Here is a 22,309-nt window from a genome sequence, read left to right on the forward strand (position 1 = left end):
TGATCTCAATTTGTGGGGCTTATATTATCCTTAGCGGCATGTTGCTGAATAACTTTATAAAAATTTTGCAGTGGATTTTTCGGGGGAGCCCGTATTAGGTGAAGTTGTAATACGGGTGGCACATAATTTACGTTTATTAGTAAGTTTAATTTGTTGTTTCTGATGATTTGGGAGAAATTTCTTTCCAAGCTTCATGTATTTCTCGTAGTAATTCAGTCGATTTAGCCAATAAGTCTTTATCATTATGCAGGTTAGCTTTTAAAAGTAATATTTCTATGTGCTCATAAATTTGGAGTAGGTTAGCTGCTATTTCGCCACCTTCTTCCTGATTTAGACAAGTTTTTAAACCGGCAACAATACCCAACGCTTTGCTTATGTGCTCGCCTTTTTCGCGGATTTGTTTGCGTTCTATACTTCCTTGCGCTGCAGCAATATGATTACGTGCGCCTTGTAAGAGTAAGTTGATTAACTCATGAGGATCTGCTGCCGCGACTCGAGTTTTTAACTCAATAGATTTATATTGCTCTGCTGCTTTGTTATATGGGTTTTTCATGAATTAAACCTCTTAAGTCTGTATGTAAGTTGGCCAACTTAATTTTAGAGCTGGCCAATTGTTTTATAGAATTAATCTTTAGTTTTTAATTTGGGTAAATTAGCCAGAACTTGACTAAGCATCCCGCTTGTATCTTGTAGTTTTGAGATGAGTAGATCGACAGCATTCCATCGTTTTAGATATTTTTGCTCCAGCATCTTGCTTTTATCATCAATTCGTTGTTGCTGTTTATTTAACTGATTTACGTCTTTATTTAATGCATCTGTTCGCTCTTCAAATTCACCTTTCTCACCGACATATCCATCAAGCATCTTATCTAGCAGGACTGCAACCCCATCATTAACAATGATTTGACCACGATCACCTGTACTACCGGCAAGCACGTTAATTGATAAAGTATTTAATTTCCCAGCTCCTGTCATGGTAATACCATCAGTAGATATTCCAGGAAGATCACCAATACGTCCTGATAAATTCACGCCAGGAACAAAATCAGTTAAAAATACGTCATAACTTCCGGCAGCAACTTTAGTATCCATTGAGTTAATTTGAATGTTGGGATCTGTTGCAGTGATGGATTTTGCAAATAAAGCACCGATGGCTTCAAAGTTTTCATTGAGGGCTGTTTTGAACGTATCTTGATCTAACTCCAGTGCACCACCTTTTTTAGTGGTAATACCGATGTCTGTAAGTGACTGAAAAGGGCTACCGCTTGGCGCAGTAAAACTGCTTATGAGGTGCTGCATGTTTTGCTTCAAACCTTTGATTTGGGAGTCACCCTGGAAAAATCCACTGGTTTGAGTCTCGGCGTCATATCCTATTGCGCTACCTAATAGCGTCATGCATTCGTTATATTTTTTGATGAAGTCATTAATGCATGTTGTTAGATGCTCTTGGTTGTTTGAAACCGTTAAACTAATGTTTGAACCAGTGGTAACTTCTTTTAAGTTAAGTGTAATTCCTGAAAGCACATCTTTAAGTTGATTTGTACTTTGATTTATTGTCATACCATTAACGAGCACGACACTATTTTGTGCAGCTAAATTTTGTGTTAGTGATGTATTACTCGTTGTTGGATCATAATTCAAGGCAGTGATATCACTAGTAATTTGCATTGCATAGTTCTCTCCTGTTTCAGAAGAGGTAAGACTTAATCGAGCACCTAAGCTATCTTGTATGATACAAGCACTTACTCCCGCATCTGCTGCATTGATTGCATCACAAACTGCACGGAGGCTATCACTTCCTGGGGCGATGGTAATCGTTAATGGATTTACCTCTGAGTTTGCAGTAAACGTACTTAGATCACTGCTATAGGTGCCGAAATTAAAAGTAATCGTACCATCACCTAAAGAGGTAGCACTGTTTGCAAAATAAGCGCTGGAAAGGCTTTGGGATTGAGCAAGGGATTGCACTTGCACTTGGTATGTCCCCGGTTGAGCCTGAGTCGTAATTGTTGCATCAAAATATTTAGAGTCGCTAATCGAGCTTTTCATTTTAGTGATTTGGCTCATGTTGGATAAGTTATTTAGCGTCGTTTTCAAATTAGCTAAAATGCTTTTAACTTGTCCAATCGCGGAAATCTCTGCATTGGCATAGGTTAATTTTTTATCATGGCGGGCTTGCGCACTTGCTATGTCCGCTTTAACCATGGCATCCACCATGCCTTTAATATCGAGTCCAGATCCTATTCCAGGTGATGATAAGCCCATAATGTCCCTTATTATTATTCTTATATTCGTTTATTTATTCAAAAGCAGATCATTCGTTTTAAATCCGTTTATTGACGGATCCATTAACTATTTCATCAAGTAAACTTAATAAATGCAAGTATTCATCGGAAGGTATTTTACGTAGTACTTTATCTGAAATTTTTAGGGTTACAATGCTTTGTAGTAAGCCAGTTACGTTATCAATAGTTTGCTTCACGTCAGTATCTAAATTCTCTGTGGAAGTAGAACTTTTTGTCATTGGTTTAATATTTTTGTCATTAAGCTTTACTAAATCAGCTTGTAGCATTTTATTTGTTGGGGGGATTGATTCAATTGTCATTTATTATTCCTATTCCCATAGCAATAGATATTTAGCTGTTAGGGTAATAAATAAAAATCGAAGTACAGTAGACTGTACTTCGATTAAAATACCTACAATTAGTTTAATAATGAAAGAACAGATTGTGGCATGCTGTTTGCTTGTGCCAACATTGCAGTTCCAGCTTGTTGCAGGATTTGGTTCTTAGTTAAATTTGCCATTTCAGCTGCATAGTCAGTATCTTGGATACGGCTACGAGCAGCTTGAGTGTTATCAGAAATGTTTTCTAAGTTAGCAATAGTTGCTTCAAAGCGGTTTTCCATAGCACCCATAGCAGCACGGTTAGCAGTAATGCTTGCTATTGCTGAGTCAATTCTTTGGATTGCTGTTGTTGCACCTGATTGAGTACTAATGTCCAGAGTATCAATACCGCTGGTATCAGTCATAATTGTACCGGAAGTAAATCCTAAGTCAGCAATAGTACCACCTAAGTAAATTACGTTGTTACCTGTCATTGTTAATGTACCGGTTAACGCAGTACCAGATGTAAATGATCCTGCAGCTGTTAATGGAGTATCTCCAGTTTCAGTCACAGTAATATCACGGCCATCAGCAGCAGCTAAAGTAACGATAGTACCAGTTGCGTCTAATGAAGATACCACACCAGTTTGTGATGATTGGCTGTTGATCAAATCATTCAATGTAGTTGCAGTTAAAGCAGTATCATCACCATCAAATATGGTTATGCCGTTGATGTCTAAAGCATAAGCACCACCAGCAAAAGCGAGGGCACCAGTAGTACCTGATGTTTGTGCAGTAACTGATAAGCCATTAACGTTTGCTGCATTGATTGCTGCTGCTTTCGCGAATGCAGAACCAGCGCCTTGACCTGCAATGCTGGTAGCATAAAGTGCAGAAGAAGCAATCGTTTTAGTTCCAGGAGTACCTGCCATACCAATTGTGATATCAGTAGCAGTAGCTGTAGTTACGTTAGTACCAGTAGCTTGTGCCAGGAAGCCTATAGAACTAGCTGAAATACTATCAATTCCAAAAGAAGTAGTTTGGTTTGCGTTAGCACCTACTTGGAATGTTGTACTTGAGAATGCACCGTTAATAATGCTTTGACCGTTGAATTGCGTGTCGTTTGCAATATCATTAATCTGGCTAATCAACTGACTGACTTCATCTTGTAATGCCAAACGGTCAGCAGAATTGTTAGTACCGTTTGCTGCTTGTACAGACAATTCACGCATTTTTTGTAAGTTGTCAATAGCTGAACCCATACCGCCTTCAGCAATACGCGCAAGAGAAATCGCATCGCTAGAGTTTTGAGCTGCTTTATTCACACCATTAATTTGAGCTGTCATTAATGTAGAAATTGCAAGACCTGCAGCGTCATCTTTTGCACTATTGATTTTTAAGCCAGATGAAAGTCTTTGAATTGCTGTAGACATTGCATCACTGCTTTTTGATAAGTTACGTTGTGCTAATAGCGACGATACGTTGGTATTAATAACTTGAGCCATATTTATAGTCTCCTCAGACTTGATCCCTGTTTGGGATTTTATTTCCGTTTAGTAATCAAGAATTTCATTTTTAATATGAGCTTCCTGTTCCCAAAATGTTTATCGGCGATGATGTAAAAAACTTTAGGAAAAAAATGGAAATTTTTTAAAAAAAATAAAAAAAATGATTAATAAAATGAATATGTTGCGTTGGTGCTCTTTATTTGGTCTCCCTGAAAATATTAATAATAAATCGTTTACTTTGATAGGGGATTATGGTATTGAGGCTAATGTTTAACTGGATACGATTTCAGAATATTTTTTTATGTGTATAATGCTAGCGAAAAAAAAGCAGTAGATTTTTCCTATAATGGAAGAGACTGCTTTTTTTATGACTAAGATTCTATAAATAATGGGTTCCAATTTATGAGTTGGTTAAAAAAATTATTACCATCAAGAGTAAATACTGATACCTCGCAGAAAAAAGGGGTACCTGAAGGTTTATGGCTTAAATGTTCTGGCTGTAATGAGGTTCTATATAGCACTGAATTGACCAAGAATTTAATGGTCTGCCCGTCATGTAATTTTCATCATAGAATTTCAGCACGAGTTCGTATTGGCCAGTTTCTCGATGAAGCAGGTCAAGAGGAAATCGCCGCATCGTTAGAGCCAATTGACAGGTTGAAGTTTAGAGACTCCAAAAAATATAAAGATAGAATTTCTCAAGCTCAAAAAGCTACGGGTGAAAAAGAAGCATTAATTGTTGTTAAAGGTACATTAATGCAACAGCCTGTTGTGGTTAGTGCTTTTGAATTTAACTTTATGGGTGGCTCAATGGGAGCTACTGTGGGTGAAAAGTTTGTGCGTGCGGTTTCTGTAGCAGCAGAAGAACATCGTCCTTACATTTGTTTTACTGCCAGTGGCGGTGCGCGTATGCAAGAAGGTTTATTTTCTTTAATGCAGATGGCGAAAACTTCAGCGGCATTGGCAAAATTTGCTGAAACGGGACTTCCTTTTATTGTGGTGCTGACAGATCCTACTATGGGTGGTGTATCTGCGAGTTTTGCAAGTCTAGGGGATGTGATTATGGCTGAGCCTAATGCTTTAATAGGTTTTGCAGGCCCAAGAGTAATTGAGCAGACAGTACGACAAACTTTGCCGGAAGGTTTTCAACGTAGTGAGTTTCTTTTAGAGCATGGTCATATTGATATGATTGTGCAACGAAAAGAACTTCGTCCGCTTATTTCTGAATTGGTATCGAAGCTAACTCGCAAATATTAATTAGCTGAGCTTATCTCAGTGAATGCGGGACTTTCAGTACTCCCGAATACCGCGTCAAGTCGCGGTAATTCGGGGGTGAGTTGCGAGCTCCAGAGCTTTTATCTTATCTAAAATTCAGCCAGGAGTACTTTTTTGTTCAAGCCTTATCACGAATGGAGCTTAGCTGAATGGCTATCTGATCTCGAAACTCGAAATGTCAACGAAATTCAATTAGGTTTAGCTCGAATTCAAATCGTTGCAGAGCGATTACAATTACTTAGGCCTAAATGTAACGTCATTACCGTTGCCGGAACAAATGGAAAAGGTTCTACAGTAACCGCCTTAGAACATATTTATCATACAGCTGGTTATAAGGTAGGGGCTTATACCTCTCCGCATCTTATTCATTTTAATGAGCGTGTCCGTGTTGGTTTAACACGAATAAATGAGGACATCTTGTGTCAGGCCTTTGCTTTAATTGAATCAGTACGCCAGGATACGGTATTAACTTACTTTGAATTTATAACACTTGCTGCATTATGGTATTTTCACCAAGAGCAGGTAGATATTATTATCCTTGAGGTTGGTTTAGGTGGGCGTCTGGATGCAACCAATATTATTGATGCGGATCTTTCAATCATTACTACTATTGATTTGGACCATCAGGACTTTTTAGGTGATAGTCTGGAGGTGATTGGTTATGAAAAAGCAGGCATTCTTCGTAGTGGAAAGCCATTTATTTATGCTGATGAGAATCCCCCTGCAAGCATTGTCGAAGTGGCTACAGCATTGCCCGTTTCTTCTTATTATATAGGTAAGGAATTTTCATTTGAAGAACTCGATCTGACTTGGAGTGTTTATTGTGGTGAAACAAAAATACATGATTTACCAAAACCGGCCATACAACTGAAATCAGCCGCCGCTGCAATTACTGCATCCCATATATTAGCCCAGAGCCTCCCTGTGTCTTACGAGCATTTACAAAAGGCAATGGAGAGTATTTTTATTCCTGGACGTTTGCAATTACAGAAGGGGAGCGTTGATGTTCTCTATGATGTATCTCATAATCCTCAATCTGCAAGGTTATTAGCTAAGACTTTGCAGCATTATGGTAAAAAGTCTAAGATTCATGCTGTGTTTTCAGCGTTAAAAGATAAAGATATCCTTGGTTTAATTGTACCGTTAAAGGATTATGTTGATTATTGGTATCCGGCTCAATTAAATGTTAAACGCGCCATTAGTGCAAATTTATTGCTTTCTTATTTTAATGATGCAGAAATTTTTGTGAAAATTTGTTATAATGAGCCGCTTCTTGCCTTTAAAACGGCATTAGATCAGGCAAAACCAGGTGATTTAATCGTTGTTTATGGGTCATTTTTTACTGTGAGTCATATAATGGCTGTCCAGTCTAATTAGGAGGTTCGATGAAACTGGTAATGGATGAGAAATTAAAACATCGTTTAGTTGGTATATCTGTGGTTTTATCATTAGGGGCAATTTTTTTACCTGCTATGATGAAAAAATCAAGCCAACATTTAGAAAGCAACCTTAGTGTTAATGTTCAGTTACCCCCTAAACCTATTGCTCCAAATGTTGCCGTTACTGATGAAGAGCAAATGTTCAAAACGATTAAAATTGCTAAGGTAAATATTAAATCGGCTGCTCCTCAAGTTAAAGAAGATTTCATTGCTTCAGCCCCTGTTCATGAAAAATCAAATATGCCTGTTGCTACGGTGGACCCAACGCCAGCTCAGGTTGCAATCGAAAAGCCAATAGAACTTGCCTTAAACAATGCGGTACAAACTTCCGTACATAAAGAAGTCAAAGTAGTTCAGGCTAAAGTTGAAAAACCTGTGATTAAACCTACAGCACCAGTAGTTAAACCTGTTCAGGTTGCTGCACAACAAGTCATTCAGCGTAAAGTAGAGCTTGTTAAACCTAAGATGCCGGTAAAACCCGTTGTGGCCCAAGTAGTTACTAAAAAGCCTGCTGTGAAGCATGATATTTATGCAGTACAACTTGCATCTTTTTCAAAGCTCGCTAATGCAGAAGCTTTGGTACGTAAATTGCAAGGTAAAGGATATAAAGCGAGTTATGCACGAGTAGCAGGAAGAAATGGGACCATTTACAAAGTGTATGTTGGGCATTCTCCAATTAGAGACAACGTAGTTAAGCTGAAAACTCAATTGGCAAGTGCTATGCAATTAAATGGATTTGTGGTTAATACTGGAGTCAGCTAGTGATGCAATTTCAATGGATAGATTTAATTCTTATAGTGTTGATTGGATTATCTACGATAACCGGATTATTTCGTGGGGTAATAAAAGAAGTAATTGCTTTAGGTGTCTGGATAGTTGCCATATGGACGGGATATAACTATTCACAAAGTTTAACCCCCTGGTTGTCACAATTTATAGGAAACCAAACAGCACGCACCGCCGCAGCATTTATGATTATTGTTATTGGTGTGATGTTTGCTGGAGCGGTAATTAATTTTATTCTAGGTCTTATGCTTCGTCGTTCAGGTTTAAGCAGCATTGATAAGATTTTGGGAGGGTGTTTTGGTTTTGCAAAAGGAGTTTTAATGGTGTCATTTGTATTGGCTGTATTAAAAATGACCTCCTTGCCTTATCAGCCTTATACCCAAACCTCAGTGATTTGTAACAAACTACAGCCTGTAGTGAATTGGGTGTCTAGTTATATTCCTATCGTGCTTAATCAAATGAAGTCAATGGATGCGGTTTCAGGTAATCTTGGTAATATTATCGATTCCATTCCTCACCCTTAAAAAATATAACTAAATCTGAGTAGTTAATAATACCTGGTTGCATGCAGCCAGGTTTTCTTTCTTTATAATCCTGATACACTAGGGACTGTAAACAAGCCTTGAATATTTCTCGAAAGTAATGAGATAGTTACTATTTACAGGATGAATCTTAATCTATGGTTGGATTAATTAACTTCTTATCTTTTTTAGCGCTACTGGGGGTTATCCCGGTCATTACTTTATTCCTGCAATTTCTTTTAGTTGGTCTTCACGGATTAAAAAATCATTACTCACAATGTAAAAATTACACTCCTAGGGTGGCCATTATTATCCCTGTTTGGAATGAAGAGGATGTGATTGGCTTTAGTATCGATAGTCTCATGAGCATGAATTATCCCTACGAGTGTTTACGAGTTTATGCCATAGATGATGTTAGCACTGATAATACACCCCAAATTCTTGCGGCTAAAAGCCAAGAATACCCTGATCATGTTTTTAACGTTCGTCGTACTGAAAAAATCGATTTTGGCAAGGCCGCAGTAGTTAATCACGGTTTGCGAACAATCTTGAACGACTCTTGGGCTGAAGCGATTATGATCATTGATGCGGACGTCATGTTCGAAAAAAATACTTTGCTAAGAATGACTCGTCATTTTGCCGATCCACATATTAGTGCGGTAACTGCCTACATTAAAGAGGGGCAGAATCCAGGTAATTTCATTAGCCGTAGCATTGGATTTGAATATATAGTTGCCCAAGCTGCCACGCGACGTGCACAAAATGTTCTTGGTGTAATGGCATGTCTGGCTGGAGGAGCACAATTACACACCAGGGCAAATATTGAGCAATTGGGCGGCAAAGTTGATACTTCAACATTAGTAGAAGATACCTACACAACATTTAAAACCCAGTTGCATGGAAACAAAGTCCTCTTTGATGGAAATGCCATCGCGATTGCTGAAGAGCCTGGCGATATAAGCAGTCTATGGCGACAGCGTTTTCGTTGGGCAGAGGGTAATGTACAGATTATTCGAAAGTTTAAGAAAATATGGTTCCGCCCTAATACACCTGGCGGGCTTGGAGGGATTTTTTTTGGGTTGATTTGGTTTAGCACGGTTTTGATGCCCTTAATCATGATTACCACTTCTTTAGCGCTGAATACTCTTTATTTTTTAAACACCTCATTATCGTGGCAGTTTTTCCGCATTTTTTCTCTAATCAGTTTTGCCGCTTATTTATTCACTACTTTTTATAGCTTTTGTATTGATCCTAAAACCGCAAAACGAGTCTGGTTTGAAGGAATTATGTTTCCAGGATTAATTTCGTTAATTAATATGTTGGTCGCTGTTTTTCCAGACCATGCAACTTTACTCATTCATCACTATGGTTCAATAGAACTCATCTATATTTATGACCATTATTTTTTACTATGGGCTAATACTTGGATTGCTTTATGCATGTTTTGTGCTTGGGTTGTTTATCACTTGGATAGGGCGGGCGTACCACAAATAATTACTAGCCCATTACTTTTATTAGTTGGTTATGGACCATTGCTCTGTGTTATTACCTTATCTGCTTATCTTGTGCAGTTTTTTCATCGTGAAATGAAATGGAATAAAACTATAAAAACGTGCAAAGTAGAAGTGAAAAAGAATACACCACCTATGGCTTACAATTTTCAAAAGATTTTAGTGACTGATCAGAAAGCAGAACGGCGTTTATTTTATTATGAAGTGTTGATGCTTATGATTTTAATTATTTTTTGTGTTTTACATCGATATTATGGATTATCATGAATATGACTTGGTCTAAATACAGCCTAGTACTTGTTATGCTTGGCCAGACTTTTTTGTTAAGGGCAGAAAATGCACCATTAGTGTGCGATGCTAATCAGGGACTTACTTTATTAAATCAAGACAACCCAGCCTTTTCGCAAATCAAGAGCATGCTCGCAGCTTGTGATAAAACCATGCCCAAAAATGTGCAGGTTTTACTTTTGCATGGTTTATTAGCTCGAAAAGAAGGAATGAAAAATAATGATTATTCAGAAGCAATTGCTTGGTTGAAACAAGCTAAAGCAATAGCCGCTGCCACTAATTATATTCCGGCATTAGAATTGGCGGTCACCTATGAATGGGCGAGTCAACCAGATAATGCACAGCCCATATATGAGCAAGTTTTAGCAAAAAATCCTGATTCTCGCCCCGCATTACTGGGATTGGCTCGTACAGCAACAGCAAATAATCACTTGGAGAATGCACTTAATATTTATAAAAAGCTATTAAGTATAAATCCCAACGATCTTGATGCGTTAAATGGAATGGGGCGGGTCATGATGGCTTATAAAGTGTATGATGAAGCGGCACTTTATTTTAATCAGGTTTTAACCATACAACCAGGCAATGCAGATGCGCAAATTGGCATGAAGCAGGTTAATCGGTTAAATGAAGAAGTTGCAAAGCTAGACTCTACCATTACGCCAATTTTTACTTGTGATCCTGCCCAAGGGTTAAAATTAATTAACCAGTCTCCTCCCCAATTATTGTTGGTACAACAAATCCTCTTAAATTGTGCGCGTGAGAAAAATACTGATGTGCAAGTATTATTGTTGCAGGGATTACATGAGCGTGCACAAAAAAGATATCCTCAAGCCATCGAATGGTTAAAAAAAGCTAAGGATGCAGCTCCAGCAGATAATCCTGTGCCCGCACTGGAATTGGCTGTAACTTATGAATGGTCGCATTTCGATTTAACAGCAAAAAATATCTATGAGACCCTCTTGGCTAGCCATCCTGATTTACGTCCTGCCTTACTCGGTAAGGCGCGTATTGATTTATGGCAAAAAAATAATGTTGAAGCCCAACGCATTTATATGGGGTTATTGCAAAAAAATCCTAAGGACGTAGATGCCTTAAACGGTTTAGCCCGTATTCACATGATGGGAAAAAATTATGCGCAAGCCAAACATTATTTTGATCTGGTTTTGAGTCTGGAGCCAGGAAATTATGATGCTAAAATCGGTTTAGAACAACTTAATTCAAACAAAGTTGCAAGCCAGCCTGTACACAAAGTGCTCCCAACAAAACCTTCTCCTTGCAATACGGCGGCAGGATTGCTATTGGTTAATGCAAAAAATCCTCGCGTGAACGAGGTGCAGCGCATTTTGAATTATTGCAACCAATTAAAGCATCGTGATGCTCAAGTCTATTTATTGCATGGCTTATTAGCTCGTTCACAAAAGAATTATCTTGATGCTATACGCTGGCTTCAACGTGCTAAAGATGCTGCACCGAGTAACGATCCCGTGCCAGCACAAGAGTTAGCATTAACTTATGAATGGTCTTTACAATTAAAAAAAGCACAAGCTGAATATCAGGAGTTATTGGCTAAAAATCCCAAATCTCGGCCCGCATTATTAGGTGTGGCACGAGTTGAAACAGCACAATACCATATTCGCCTAGCGAATCTTATTTATAGTCAATTGTTGGCCGAAAATCCTAACGATGTCGATGCATTAAATGCGATGGGCCGTTTACAAATGACTAATAAAAAATTCAAGCAGTCACGTGCTTATTTTAATAGGGCTTTACAACTTAACCCCAAAAATAGCGATTCACTATCGGGATTAGAGCAACTGAATAACTCCACGCGTTATATGGCCAGTTTTAATCAAGGACAATACCGAGTACTCGACAAACAATCAAACAGCAGTGTGCTTTATGGGTACAGTGATATTAATGCTACGGATAGGATCATTGGTATTGCCACCCATAACAGCCAACAATTAAATTTAGATTTAACCGTTGAACCAACGATCTTGCCTAATAACAGCATTTTTCTTGCTTACCAACGCCAACTCCCTGGTAAATATGGTTGGGGTGTTAGTTATGATTTCCGACAGCATAATAATTTGCCTATAGAGTCACGAGTTGGTGGCACAGGTAATCTTTACTTGCTTAATTCTTTACAATGGTTCGGTGGTTTTTGGGCTGGTTTTCCTTCGCCATGGAATAACCAACTATATTTTTCCGGCCTCACTTATTATACCCCACTTCCGTTCAACATTAGCGCTACAGGTTTTTGGGGAAATCAGCAAATAGGGGGGCAAAACACTACCTATTCCCTTGATTTAAGTAAAGAATTTGCAAACTCTGCTTTTTATGATGTGGGAGCTTCTTATAACACAACGCAAAAATTTTGGGGTTATCATGGACGCCTTATTTTCCCTACATTTAAGCATCAGGCGATAGAGGGAGCTGTTGAGCATTATGAGTTTAATAATACAACCATTTTTTCAGCGGGTTGGCGAATATACTGGGCGTAATGCTGTATGTAACATACAGAGTTAAACGGCGACAACGCTGTCGCGTAGAGGGCAAAAATAATGAGAATTTTATTAACAGGAGCTGGTGGGGCGGCAGCAGTCAGTGTTTGGAAAAGCCTTAATCAAGAACATGATATTTTCATGGCAGATATTGATCCTTGTGCAGCTGGTCTATATTTAGTTCCTCCAGCGCGAAGATTGATTATTCCGCCTGGCAATTCACCGAAGTTTTCATCTATATTGCTTCAGGAATGTCAAAAGCATCAAATCGAATTGTTTATTCCTACAGTAGACTGTGAATTAGCTCATTTAGCATTACAGGCTAAACAATTTGCCGAGCATGGCATCAAAATGCCACTTAGTTCAGTGGAGTCCTTAGAACGTTGTCGTGATAAATACTCCTTGTTAACTTATTGCCAAAGCACCGGTCATACACCCACATTTAGCTTGTTTACACCGGCGCTTGATGTGGCACTATTGCAATTTCCTTGTTTTGCCAAACCACGCTGTGGTGCAGGCTCAAATGGCGCTATGATCATTAATGGTGTTGAGGAACTTAAAATGCTACCTGATGATGGTAGTTATCTAATTCAGGAATTGCTTCCTGGGGATGAATACTCTGTTGATGTGTATATTCACAGTACTGGTATTCCAATAGCTGCAGTCCCTCGTTTACGTATGAAAATTGATTCTGGAATTGCAGTTGCAGCACAAACCTGTATTAATCCTCAATTATCCAGGATGGCTATTGATATTGCTACAAGGGCAGGAATTACTTATGTGGCCAACGTACAATTTAAAGCGGATGCAAAAGGGGCGTTTAAGCTATTAGAAATTAATCCTCGTTTCCCAGGCACTTTGCCATTAACTGCCGCTGCTGGAATTGACATCCCTCAACTATTAATTGACGATTTGTTAAATAAACCATTTACTTCTGATTTATTACCCTTTAAAGAGTTAATGGTTGTTCGCTATTGGACGGAGCATTTTTTTGCTCCTGATGAATGGAAAGCACTTTGTTCATCTCAAACCCCTGATTAGTCCAGCATGGAGGAGCTAATATAAGAATAATATATTAAAAAACTGACTTATATTTTTTCTCCTCTATACTTATCTATAAATATTGCCTAAAATTTTTAATAGTTGGATATGTTATGGATAGACCACCTTATAAAATTTTACTCATCGAACCCAATCACAATGTTGCTCGTAGCATTTTAAATTGGTTACAAAACCACGCGGAAGTAACTCATGTATTGGATAGTGACGACTGCAAAAAGAAAGTGGCGCTGGCCGATTGGGATCTAGTCATTACTGATATGAATTCACCTGAAATGGATGATTTGGATATCACCATTATGGTAAAAAATGTAAATCCTGAAACTTCATTACTTATCGTTACAGAAGATAAAAAGGTAGACTTTATTATTTCCGCCATGCAAAATCATGCGGATGGCTTATTTTTTAAACCATTACAAGAAAAAGAATTTGTTTCTAAGGTGTTAACACTAGCAGAAGAGTCGAGAAACAGGCGTTTTAAAAGCAAAAAAATAGTCCTTGCAATAGGAGCTCATCCAGATGATGTAGAGTTTGGTTGTGCTGGTACGTTAGCAAAGCATCGTGCTGACGGAGACTCTCTGAACATTCTCACATTAAGTATGGGTGAGGTTGGAGGGGATTCATCAATTAGAAAGCAAGAATCACAGAAAGCAGCAGAGATTCAAAATGCACAATTATTCATGGGAAGATTTGTTGATACCGATATCAATCATTCGGCGAGTACCATTCAGTTTATTGAGAAAATAGTACAAGAAATACAACCTACTCATATTTATACGCATTCATTTCACGACAGCCATCAAGATCATCGGAGTACGTATCAAGCAACGATCACGGCATGCAGAAAAATCCCTAATTTATATTGTTACTTATCTCCCTCAAGTACCGTAGATTTTAAGCCAAATGTATTTATTAATATTGATCGGTTTATCGAGGCTAAGCTGCTGATCCTTGGCGCTTTTTCAAGCCAATACGACATTCGCCCATATCTTGAGCCGGATTTGATCAAAGCAACGGCAAGATACTGGGGACGTTTTAGCAATTACCATTTGGTTGAACCAATGGAAGTGATTAAAGGACATTCATAATTACTGCTGTTTTACCTGATATAATCGTTTATTCTTAATGTATTGATACACCTCTTTAGGTATTTTGCAGTCTACATTATTTCCATTTTTAATCTCTTCACGAATCATCGTTGAAGAAATCTCATAATAACCGGCATCAAACAGATATACGGCACCAGCCTTACTGTTCAGGAAGACTGTTTTTTCTTTACATTGATAATTCTTTAAGAATTGTTGCATTAGTTCAGGGATTTGATGTTGAACAAATTCATTACGATTGATAACTAGAATATTCGCTAGAGTAATAAGCTTTTCCCACTCATGCCATTTAGGCAACGAAATAAAGGCATCATAACCAATAATTAACGTAATTGACGCATCTGAATGTTGGTTTCTAAAGCTTTGTAGCGTTTCAACCATATAGGAGGGACTATCACGTTCAATTTCACGTAAATCCAATTTAAAATGAGGATTGGCCTTTATAGCTAACTCGATCATTTTGATACGTTGCTCATTACTGGCTAAGGCAGCCGGCTTTATTGTTGGAACTTTGCAGGGTAAAAAAAAATAAGTATCAAAGATAAAAGAGGATTGAATGTTTAAACTTGTTTGTAAATGCCCATTATGAATTGGATCAAAGGTACCACCAAAAATTGCTATATGCTCCATGTATCACCTATTAATTTTCCAAGACATAGTGAGAGAGCAAGATTTTCCAGAGCATTCCATATTTGGCTGCTAAAACTTGATTTAATGCGTTCATCGATTTGGTAACAATATTGGTGTAGCTGTTGGAGTTCGGCTCTATTTAAGCGTTTGCTGGCCGCTTGATAATGGCTAAAGCGCTGAGGCCATATCTTTAATTGGCTACAGGCAGTTTTAATATCTACTTGTTGCTGTAGTAAATGGGATAGTTGGAGCAGGAGTCTTACTTCTTGAGCGAGCATCCACAATACTAATGTTGCTTCTGTTTTATTATTTGCCGCATGCCTTAAAATTGGAATAGCCTGTTCAGCATGCCCCAATAAGCAGGCTTCAGTTAATTCAAACAAATCATGATCACATTGATCGGATAACTGTTCTTGGGCTTGTTGAACACTAATCTTATCATTTGGTGCATAGGTTAAAACCAGTTTTTCAATGACTTGTGCACAAGCAAGCATGTTGCCTTGCGTGTAATGATGAATTACTTCCGGCACTAGTGGGTCGAAGCTAAATGCATTAGCTTTCAGTTGATTTGCAATCCAACCCTTCATATTGGCTGGATTTAATGTGTAGGCTACCGAAAGAACTGCTTGCTCGTGTGCGGCAAGCCACTGTAATTGCTTTGCCGGTATATTCGGTGCACGGATGATAATAAAACAGCGTGTATTAATTGAGTTTAGATAATTGGTGATAATTTTTTTTCCAGTAGCATCCAGTGATTTTTTATCAAAATAAATATTTAATAAGATAGCGTCGGAAAATAAAGAGTAGCTATTAGCCTCTTCAAGAACGTTATTCCAGTCATCAGTAGATTGAATGGATATGATTTTTTCATCACACTCATAATCTTTTTTAATGGCCGTTTTTATCGTGCTTAATGAATCATCAAGAAGGTAAGTATCCTGCCCAATCAGCATGTAGAATGGAGCAATTTTTTTTTGTACCTGCTGAGCAAGCATTTGCTGTTTAATTTGCATGGTATTTCACTAGTTAATTAACAGGCTGAATTCCATTAGTATTTATTTCTACGTCACGATGGCTGAGTTGGTTAAGTAGTTGAATGGCCGCGTCTTGCTTCATTTCACTTATTAAAATGGCCTCTTCATCGGTGGAGCCCAGAATACGATCATTGTTTATAGTGATTTGACGTGTAACCTGAACTTGTTTTGGTACTTTTAGTATTTTTCCCTTACGGGTTTGCAGCATAAACTCAATAAGCAAGGTGACTGTAAACTGTCTGGGATTAGTACTCGCTCCCACACTAACAATTTGACGTGAAATAAGCTCTCGGTTGATCACTAACCAGTATTTAGCTAGAGCAGGCTCTGATTCCACATGAATATTATAACCTTCTAATTGGGCCTGAAGTATCGATATGAGCTCTTTATCGGGTTCTTTAGCAACAATTGCAATATCATTGAGCCAGGTTGGGATATTTACCATACCACGTAAATGAAAGCCGCATGCACAGAGCAGGAGGCTAAGCATTAGTGGTATGAATAGTTTTTTCATTAGGCTACGACCAGGTTAATCAATTGTCGGTGAGCTACTACAATCGCTTTTTTAACGGTTTTACCTACGATAAAATCATGAGCATGCACTTTTGCTGCTTCAATTAAAACATCTTCAGCTGAATCAACACTTGCCGTAAATTGTGCTCTTAGTTTTCCGTTAACTTGGACCACGAAGTCAACTTCTTCAGTCTTTAATGCGCCTTTATCAACCCGAGGCCAATTAGCATCAATAATTGCTTTTTCAAAGCCTAATTGCTGCCATAAATGATGCGTAATATGGGGGGTGATTGGTGCAAGCAAGCGTAATAAAATACTCATGCTGGAGTGAATAAAGAATTTATCCTCTTCAGTTTCCATAGAGTATGCTGAAATTTCATTAAATAGCTTCATGCAGCCAGAAACAACCGTATTAAATTGGTTTCGATCATAATCATGAGTTGCTTGGGCAAGGATTTGGTGCACCACATGTCGTGATTTTTTCAAACGGTTATCTGCTTGTTGCCAGTTAACATGTCCGTTACCACCAAGGATAATGTCATTAATCTCAACAAACATATTCATGTGTTGGTATGCATAAGCCCAAACACGTTTTAAGAAACGATGGGCTCCTTCAACCCCAGCATCTGACCATTCGAGTGATTGCTCAGGAGGAGAGGCGAACATAACAAATAAACGCGCTGTATCCGCACCATAAGTGTCAATAAGTTGATTTGGATCAACAATATTACCAACAGACTTCGACATTTTATGGCCGTCTTTTAATACCATACCTTGAGTCAACAAGGCTTTAAATGGTTCATCCGAATTTACTAAGCCTTCATCGCGCATCAATTTATGGAAAAAGCGAGCATAAAGTAAATGCATTACTGCATGTTCAATTCCACCCACATATTGATCTACAGGAGTCCAATATTTGGCACGATCGTCTAACATGGCATTTTCTTGGCCTTTACATGCAAAACGTGCGTAATACCAGGATGACTCAACAAAGGTGTCAAAAGTATCAGTTTCACGGCAAGCATCCTGTCCGCATTTGGGGCAGGAGACGTTAACGAATTCTGGACACTGAGCTAAAGGAGATCCTGTGCCAGTAAACGATACATTTTCGGGTAAAACTACAGGCAAATCAGAATCTGGAACCGGAACAGTACCGCATTGTTCACAGAGAATCATTGGTATTGGTGTACCCCAGTATCTTTGTCTGGAAACACCCCAATCACGCAAGCGATAATTAATGGTTGCCTTACCTGCATCATTCTCTTCAAGGAAATCAGTAATTGTTGAAATTGCCGTAGTTGAGTCTATTCCATCAAATTGACCGGAGTTAATTAAAGTACCTTCACCAGTGTATGCTGATTTTTTAAAATCATGATCCGCATCGCCAGTAGGCTTAATTACTTGCTTGATCGCTAAGTTGTACTTTTGTGCAAATTCCCAATCTCTTTGATCATGGGCAGGAACTGACATTACCGCACCAGAGCCGTATTGCATTAATACGAAATTGGCGATCCAAATCGGAAGTTCTTCACCGGTAATTGGATGAATTGCCGTCATACCTGTTGCAATTCCACGTTTTTCCATGGTTGCTAGTTCAGCTTCAGCCATTTTAGTGCCCTGACAGCTGGCAATAAAGTCGGTTATTTCTTGGCTATGAATTGCCGCTTCTTTCGCAATAGGGTGATCGCTTGCCACTGCAAGATAGGTAGCCCCCATTAATGTATCCGGGCGTGTGGTATAGATTTTTAAACGTTTAGGATAGTTATTTACGTTGAAATGGATTTCTGTTCCTGTTGAACGGCCAATCCAATTACGCTGCATTTGTTTAACCTGAGCAGGCCATTCATCTAAAGTATCTAATGAGCTCAATAATTCATCAGCATAAGCAGTGATTTTAATAAACCATTGGGAAATTTCTTTTCGTTCAACTAATGCACCAGAACGCCAACCACGACCATCAACTACTTGTTCATTAGCAAGTACGGTTTGGTCTACCGGATCCCAGTTAACAACCGCATTTTTTTTGTAGACTAAACCTTTTTCAAATAAGCGTATAAAAAACCATTGTTCCCAACGATAGTATTCAGGAGTACAGGTGCAAATTTCACGGCGCCAATCATAGGCATTACCTAAGCGTAAAAATTGCTTCTTCATTGATTCTATATTTTGTTTAGTCCATTCTGCAGGATGAATGCCATTTTTAATCGCAGCATTCTCGGCAGGTAGGCCAAAAGCATCCCAACCAATAGGTTGCAGTACGTTTTTGCCTAAGGCTCGTTGATAACGTGCAATCACATCACCGATGGTGTAATTACGAACGTGCCCCATGTGTAATGTTCCACTGGGATAGGGAAACATGGATAAACAATAAAATTTCTCTTTGTTTAAATCTTCAGAAACATTGAAAGACTGTTTTTTATGCCAATACTGTTGAGCTTGTTCCTCAACTTCTTGTGGTATATAGGTATTATCCATGGTTCAACATTATTTAGTAAGTAACTTTAAGATCGCTAAGGATAACTCCTCTTGTCCTTGCCAGCAATAGAAAATCGGGCTGCTGCATGCATAAAAATTTCTTGACATTTTATAGGCATCACGTTAGGGAGTAGGTAAAAGTAGACATAATGTAGCCCGTATTAGCGCTGCGTAATACGGGAGTTTGTGGCATAGTCACCCGTATTATTGCTTCGGCTAAGACGGGATACAATTAAGCTTTCTGGCGAAACCACATTAATAAAGTAAAGGAGAGAAATAGAGCACAAAAGATAAATGCGGGCATTTCACTCCATCTAATCCAGGGAGTCATACCTTCAGCAGGATAAATGCTACCTTGCAAAATTCCCGCACTAAAGGGAGGGAGCATTTCAGTTATATCACCATTAGCACTAATTACCGAAGACAACCCATCATTATTCACTACGACCTGATAGCGGCCTGTAAGGATGGATAAAATTTGAGCCATTTGCAGTTGCTGGTAACTGGCAAGGGAGTGTCCGAACCATCCATTATCACTAATTGAAACAATCCATTGAGCCTCTGGCATTTGCATTCTCAGAAGATAAGGATATGCAATTTCATAGCAAATAAGGCTCGCTATTGGATGATTCGCTACCTTAATTAATGACTGATGAATTTTTCCTGGAACTAGATTGGCATCTGGTAAATTAAACCAACGATTTATAGTTTGTAAGGGTTTGGGAATGTATTCTCCAAAAGGCACTAGCTGCCTTTTTAACACGTTCCCTTTCCCGGTCCCGAGAGTAATGACGGAATTATAGTAATTAGCTTCACTGTCATTCGTGGGTTGCAGTATGCCTAACATAAGGGCGCTATTAGCTTTTATAGCCTTGTCATTGAGTTTATGTAAATACTTATCTAAATAGCTAGCAGGCAAGGGGAGTGCTGATTCAGGCAAAATAATTAATTGTTTACCCAATAGCTTGTTAATTGCTTGCTCATAATATTTTAACAAATTCCAAAACAGCGTTTCATCCCATTTGTCGCGCATGGATAGGTTTGCTTGAACCCCGCCAATGGTAATAGGGTCTTTTTGCACCTGAGTCCAGTTCACATTTTTCAATGCAAAAGGGCTAAGGATTAGGAGGATAAAAACAATTACATAGGCATTGCGTTTGTTGGAGCGCTCTTCTTGCACCGTAAGTACTAAAAATGCTGCAATGAAGGCACACATCAAGCTTAAGCCATAAATTCCTAAAACTGGGATTAGGTATTTAATCGGTGTATCAATAAGTACGGTTCCTACAAATAACCAAGGAAAACCACTAAATAAAGTTGCTCTCAGGTATTCACTGACGCACCATAAAACTGCAAAAAGAACAGCAGATAACAATTTACTGTGCTTAAATTCAAGAATATTGAATAAGTAAGCAACTAGTGCAGGGAAGAGTGACAGATACATAATAAAAATTAAGGTCACTAACCCTGAAAGGAGATAATTTAATTGACCATAGTCATGAATGCTAACAATAACCCACGAAACGCCAAAGCCAAAGAAGCCCACTCCATAAAAAAAGCCACGATAAAAACTTTGTTTTCTAGAGCAACTTTTTAAACTGGCATATAAAAAAGCCAAACTTAAAATCGTTAATCCCGGCATATGAAAGGGAGCAAAGCCCAGTGCCGCTATAAGCCCAAGAATGAGAATCAATAGATATTTAATATAGCCAATGCGTATGGAAGTACTTAGTGGAATGGAATTGGCGAAAGCAGTTTGCTTCATATGCTGTCATAAAATTGGAAAATCATAAGATAAAGGAGTACTGTTTTCAGGTCAAGAAATTTGAAAAAGCTATTTTGAATATAGATTAACACAGCTCACTTTGCAATTGACGAGTTTTTGTGTACGATTATCCCCGACTTACAATGGAGAGGGATTTATATGTACAATGTCATGATTACGGGTGCAGGGAAAATTGGGAGTTTAATTGCCTGTTTATTAACGGAAAGCGGCTCTTATCAAGTCCATTTAGTCGATGTTGATTTTAATGGGTCTGATGTAAAGCGATTACTCAGTGCTTTACCCAAAGTAAAAACAGTAGCTTTAGATGTTACTGATGAGCTAGCCACAAAAGCTTATATGGAAAAGAATAATATTGTGGCGGTTATTTCGAGTTTACCTTATTTCTTAAATACGCATGTTGCCTCAGCAGCTAAAGCAGCTGGAGCCAATTATTTTGACTTAACTGAAGATACATCGGTTACTGAAGCAGTAAAAGCAATTGCTAAGAATGCTGAAACCGCCTTTGTTCCTCAGTGTGGATTAGCTCCAGGCTTTATTAGTATTGCTGCAAATAGCTTAATGCAAGAATTTGAAGAGTGTCACCATGTTAAAATGCGTGTAGGTGCATTGCCACAAAATGCAAATAACGCATTGCATTATTCACTAACCTGGTCAACTGACGGGGTAATCAACGAGTACGGAAATCTTTGCTATGGTATTAAATACGGTAAAGAAGTTACTTTATCTCCCCTAGAAGGTTTAGAAGCAATTCAAATTGATGGCTGTGAGTATGAGGCATTTAATACTTCGGGTGGTTTAGGAAGTTTGGCAGAATTACATACCGGCAAAGTTCAAACTATGAACTACAAAACAATGCGCTATCCTGGCCATTGCCAAAAAATGAAATTCTTAATGAATGACTTACGCTTAAATGAAGATAGAGGAACTTTAAAGCGTATTTTAGAAAACTCTATTCCTAAGACTTATCAAGATCTTGTTATCGTTTATGTTACTGTTGAAGGTATGAAACGTGGTGAGCTGACTGAAAAGAACTACGTGAAGAAAATATATCCACAAGTCATTGCAGGATTAGAATGGTCTGCAATTCAAGTAAGTACTGCTTCTGGCGTTTGTGCTGTAGTTGACTTGGTATTAGGACAAGCGAATGAGTACAAAGGCTTAGTCTATCAAGAAAACTTCCAATTATCGGCAGTATTAGAAAACCGCTTTGGCCGTTATTACGCTTAAGGCTAATAACGTGACCCGTATTAGTCAAAGTCCTAATAC

The 22,309-nt window shown here is 38.4% G+C and carries 18 protein-coding genes; 9 read left to right on the forward strand and 9 right to left on the reverse strand.

Annotated features, from left to right (window positions below):
* Window positions 1-145 precede the first annotated feature (145 nt).
* The 4 genes from fliS to J2N86_RS07205 all read right to left on the reverse strand — a co-directional run bounded on the left by fliS (window position 146) and on the right by J2N86_RS07205 (window position 4,110).
* The gene (gene fliS / locus J2N86_RS07190; RefSeq protein ID WP_252578642.1) at window positions 146-553 is read right to left on the reverse strand and encodes a flagellar export chaperone FliS; all 408 of its coding nucleotides are present in this window, start codon (window positions 551-553) and stop codon (window positions 146-148) included.
* Window positions 554-624: 71 nt separating this feature from the next.
* On the reverse strand, window positions 625-2,265 hold the full coding sequence (fliD, locus tag J2N86_RS07195) for a flagellar filament capping protein FliD (RefSeq protein ID WP_252578643.1): 1,641 nt from the start codon (window positions 2,263-2,265) through the stop codon (window positions 625-627).
* A 58-nt stretch (window positions 2,266-2,323) separates the two neighbouring features.
* On the reverse strand, window positions 2,324-2,605 hold the full coding sequence (locus J2N86_RS07200; protein ID WP_252578644.1) for a hypothetical protein: 282 nt from the start codon (window positions 2,603-2,605) through the stop codon (window positions 2,324-2,326).
* Between the two features lie 98 nt (window positions 2,606-2,703).
* Entirely contained in the window at window positions 2,704-4,110 is a 1,407-nt protein-coding gene (locus J2N86_RS07205) for a flagellin N-terminal helical domain-containing protein (RefSeq protein ID WP_252578645.1), read from the reverse strand.
* A gap of 405 nt (window positions 4,111-4,515) precedes the next feature.
* On the opposite strand from J2N86_RS07205, the gene accD reads away from it, so the two are divergent.
* From accD to J2N86_RS07245, 8 genes are all read left to right on the forward strand, one after another.
* Window positions 4,516-5,370, forward strand: coding sequence for an acetyl-CoA carboxylase, carboxyltransferase subunit beta (gene accD / locus J2N86_RS07210; protein WP_252578646.1), 855 nt, complete (start codon window positions 4,516-4,518; stop codon window positions 5,368-5,370).
* 132 nt (window positions 5,371-5,502) lie between these two features.
* Window positions 5,503-6,765: a bifunctional tetrahydrofolate synthase/dihydrofolate synthase gene (gene folC / locus J2N86_RS07215; protein ID WP_252578647.1), complete on the forward strand. Its 1,263-nt coding sequence runs from the start codon at window positions 5,503-5,505 to the stop codon at window positions 6,763-6,765.
* A gap of 8 nt (window positions 6,766-6,773) precedes the next feature.
* Complete coding sequence (locus J2N86_RS07220; RefSeq protein WP_252578648.1) at window positions 6,774-7,589, forward strand: SPOR domain-containing protein; 816 nt, start codon at window positions 6,774-6,776, stop codon at window positions 7,587-7,589.
* A 2-nt stretch (window positions 7,590-7,591) separates the two neighbouring features.
* On the forward strand, window positions 7,592-8,137 hold the full coding sequence (locus J2N86_RS07225; protein WP_252582406.1) for a CvpA family protein: 546 nt from the start codon (window positions 7,592-7,594) through the stop codon (window positions 8,135-8,137).
* A gap of 155 nt (window positions 8,138-8,292) precedes the next feature.
* The gene (locus tag J2N86_RS07230) at window positions 8,293-9,912 is read left to right on the forward strand and encodes a glycosyltransferase (RefSeq protein ID WP_252578649.1); all 1,620 of its coding nucleotides are present in this window, start codon (window positions 8,293-8,295) and stop codon (window positions 9,910-9,912) included.
* Window positions 9,909-12,440 carry a tetratricopeptide repeat protein gene (locus tag J2N86_RS07235; protein ID WP_252578651.1) on the forward strand — a complete coding sequence of 844 codons (2,532 nt, stop codon included), beginning with the start codon at window positions 9,909-9,911 and terminating at the stop codon, window positions 12,438-12,440. Before J2N86_RS07230 ends, J2N86_RS07235 begins: the two co-directional genes overlap by 4 nt.
* A 60-nt stretch (window positions 12,441-12,500) precedes the next feature.
* The gene (locus tag J2N86_RS07240; protein WP_252578652.1) at window positions 12,501-13,481 is read left to right on the forward strand and encodes an ATP-grasp domain-containing protein; all 981 of its coding nucleotides are present in this window, start codon (window positions 12,501-12,503) and stop codon (window positions 13,479-13,481) included.
* 113 nt (window positions 13,482-13,594) lie between these two features.
* Window positions 13,595-14,587, forward strand: coding sequence for a PIG-L family deacetylase (locus J2N86_RS07245; RefSeq protein ID WP_252578654.1), 993 nt, complete (start codon window positions 13,595-13,597; stop codon window positions 14,585-14,587).
* On the opposite strand, the gene nadD is transcribed toward J2N86_RS07245, so the two are convergent.
* The 5 genes from nadD to lnt all read right to left on the reverse strand — a co-directional run bounded on the left by nadD (window position 14,588) and on the right by lnt (window position 21,022).
* The gene (gene nadD / locus J2N86_RS07250) at window positions 14,588-15,235 is read right to left on the reverse strand and encodes a nicotinate-nucleotide adenylyltransferase (RefSeq protein WP_252578656.1); all 648 of its coding nucleotides are present in this window, start codon (window positions 15,233-15,235) and stop codon (window positions 14,588-14,590) included.
* On the reverse strand, window positions 15,223-16,248 hold the full coding sequence (gene holA, locus J2N86_RS07255; protein WP_252578658.1) for a DNA polymerase III subunit delta: 1,026 nt from the start codon (window positions 16,246-16,248) through the stop codon (window positions 15,223-15,225). Before holA ends, nadD begins: the two co-directional genes overlap by 13 nt.
* A gap of 13 nt (window positions 16,249-16,261) precedes the next feature.
* Entirely contained in the window at window positions 16,262-16,783 is a 522-nt protein-coding gene (locus J2N86_RS07260; RefSeq protein WP_252578660.1) for an LPS-assembly lipoprotein LptE, read from the reverse strand.
* Window positions 16,783-19,257 carry a leucine--tRNA ligase gene (leuS, locus tag J2N86_RS07265; protein ID WP_252578663.1) on the reverse strand — a complete coding sequence of 825 codons (2,475 nt, stop codon included), beginning with the start codon at window positions 19,255-19,257 and terminating at the stop codon, window positions 16,783-16,785. The genes J2N86_RS07260 and leuS overlap by 1 nt, the downstream gene beginning before the upstream one ends.
* A 232-nt stretch (window positions 19,258-19,489) precedes the next feature.
* Entirely contained in the window at window positions 19,490-21,022 is a 1,533-nt protein-coding gene (gene lnt / locus J2N86_RS07270) for an apolipoprotein N-acyltransferase (RefSeq protein ID WP_252578665.1), read from the reverse strand.
* A 159-nt stretch (window positions 21,023-21,181) separates the two neighbouring features.
* On the opposite strand from lnt, the gene J2N86_RS07275 reads away from it, so the two are divergent.
* Window positions 21,182-22,270, forward strand: a complete 1,089-nt coding sequence (locus J2N86_RS07275; RefSeq protein WP_252578666.1) for a saccharopine dehydrogenase family protein — start codon at window positions 21,182-21,184, stop codon at window positions 22,268-22,270.
* Window positions 22,271-22,309 lie beyond the last annotated feature (39 nt).

The sequence above is a fragment of the Legionella lytica genome, assembly GCF_023921225.1.
In the GTDB taxonomy this organism is placed as follows: domain Bacteria; phylum Pseudomonadota; class Gammaproteobacteria; order Legionellales; family Legionellaceae; genus Legionella; species Legionella lytica.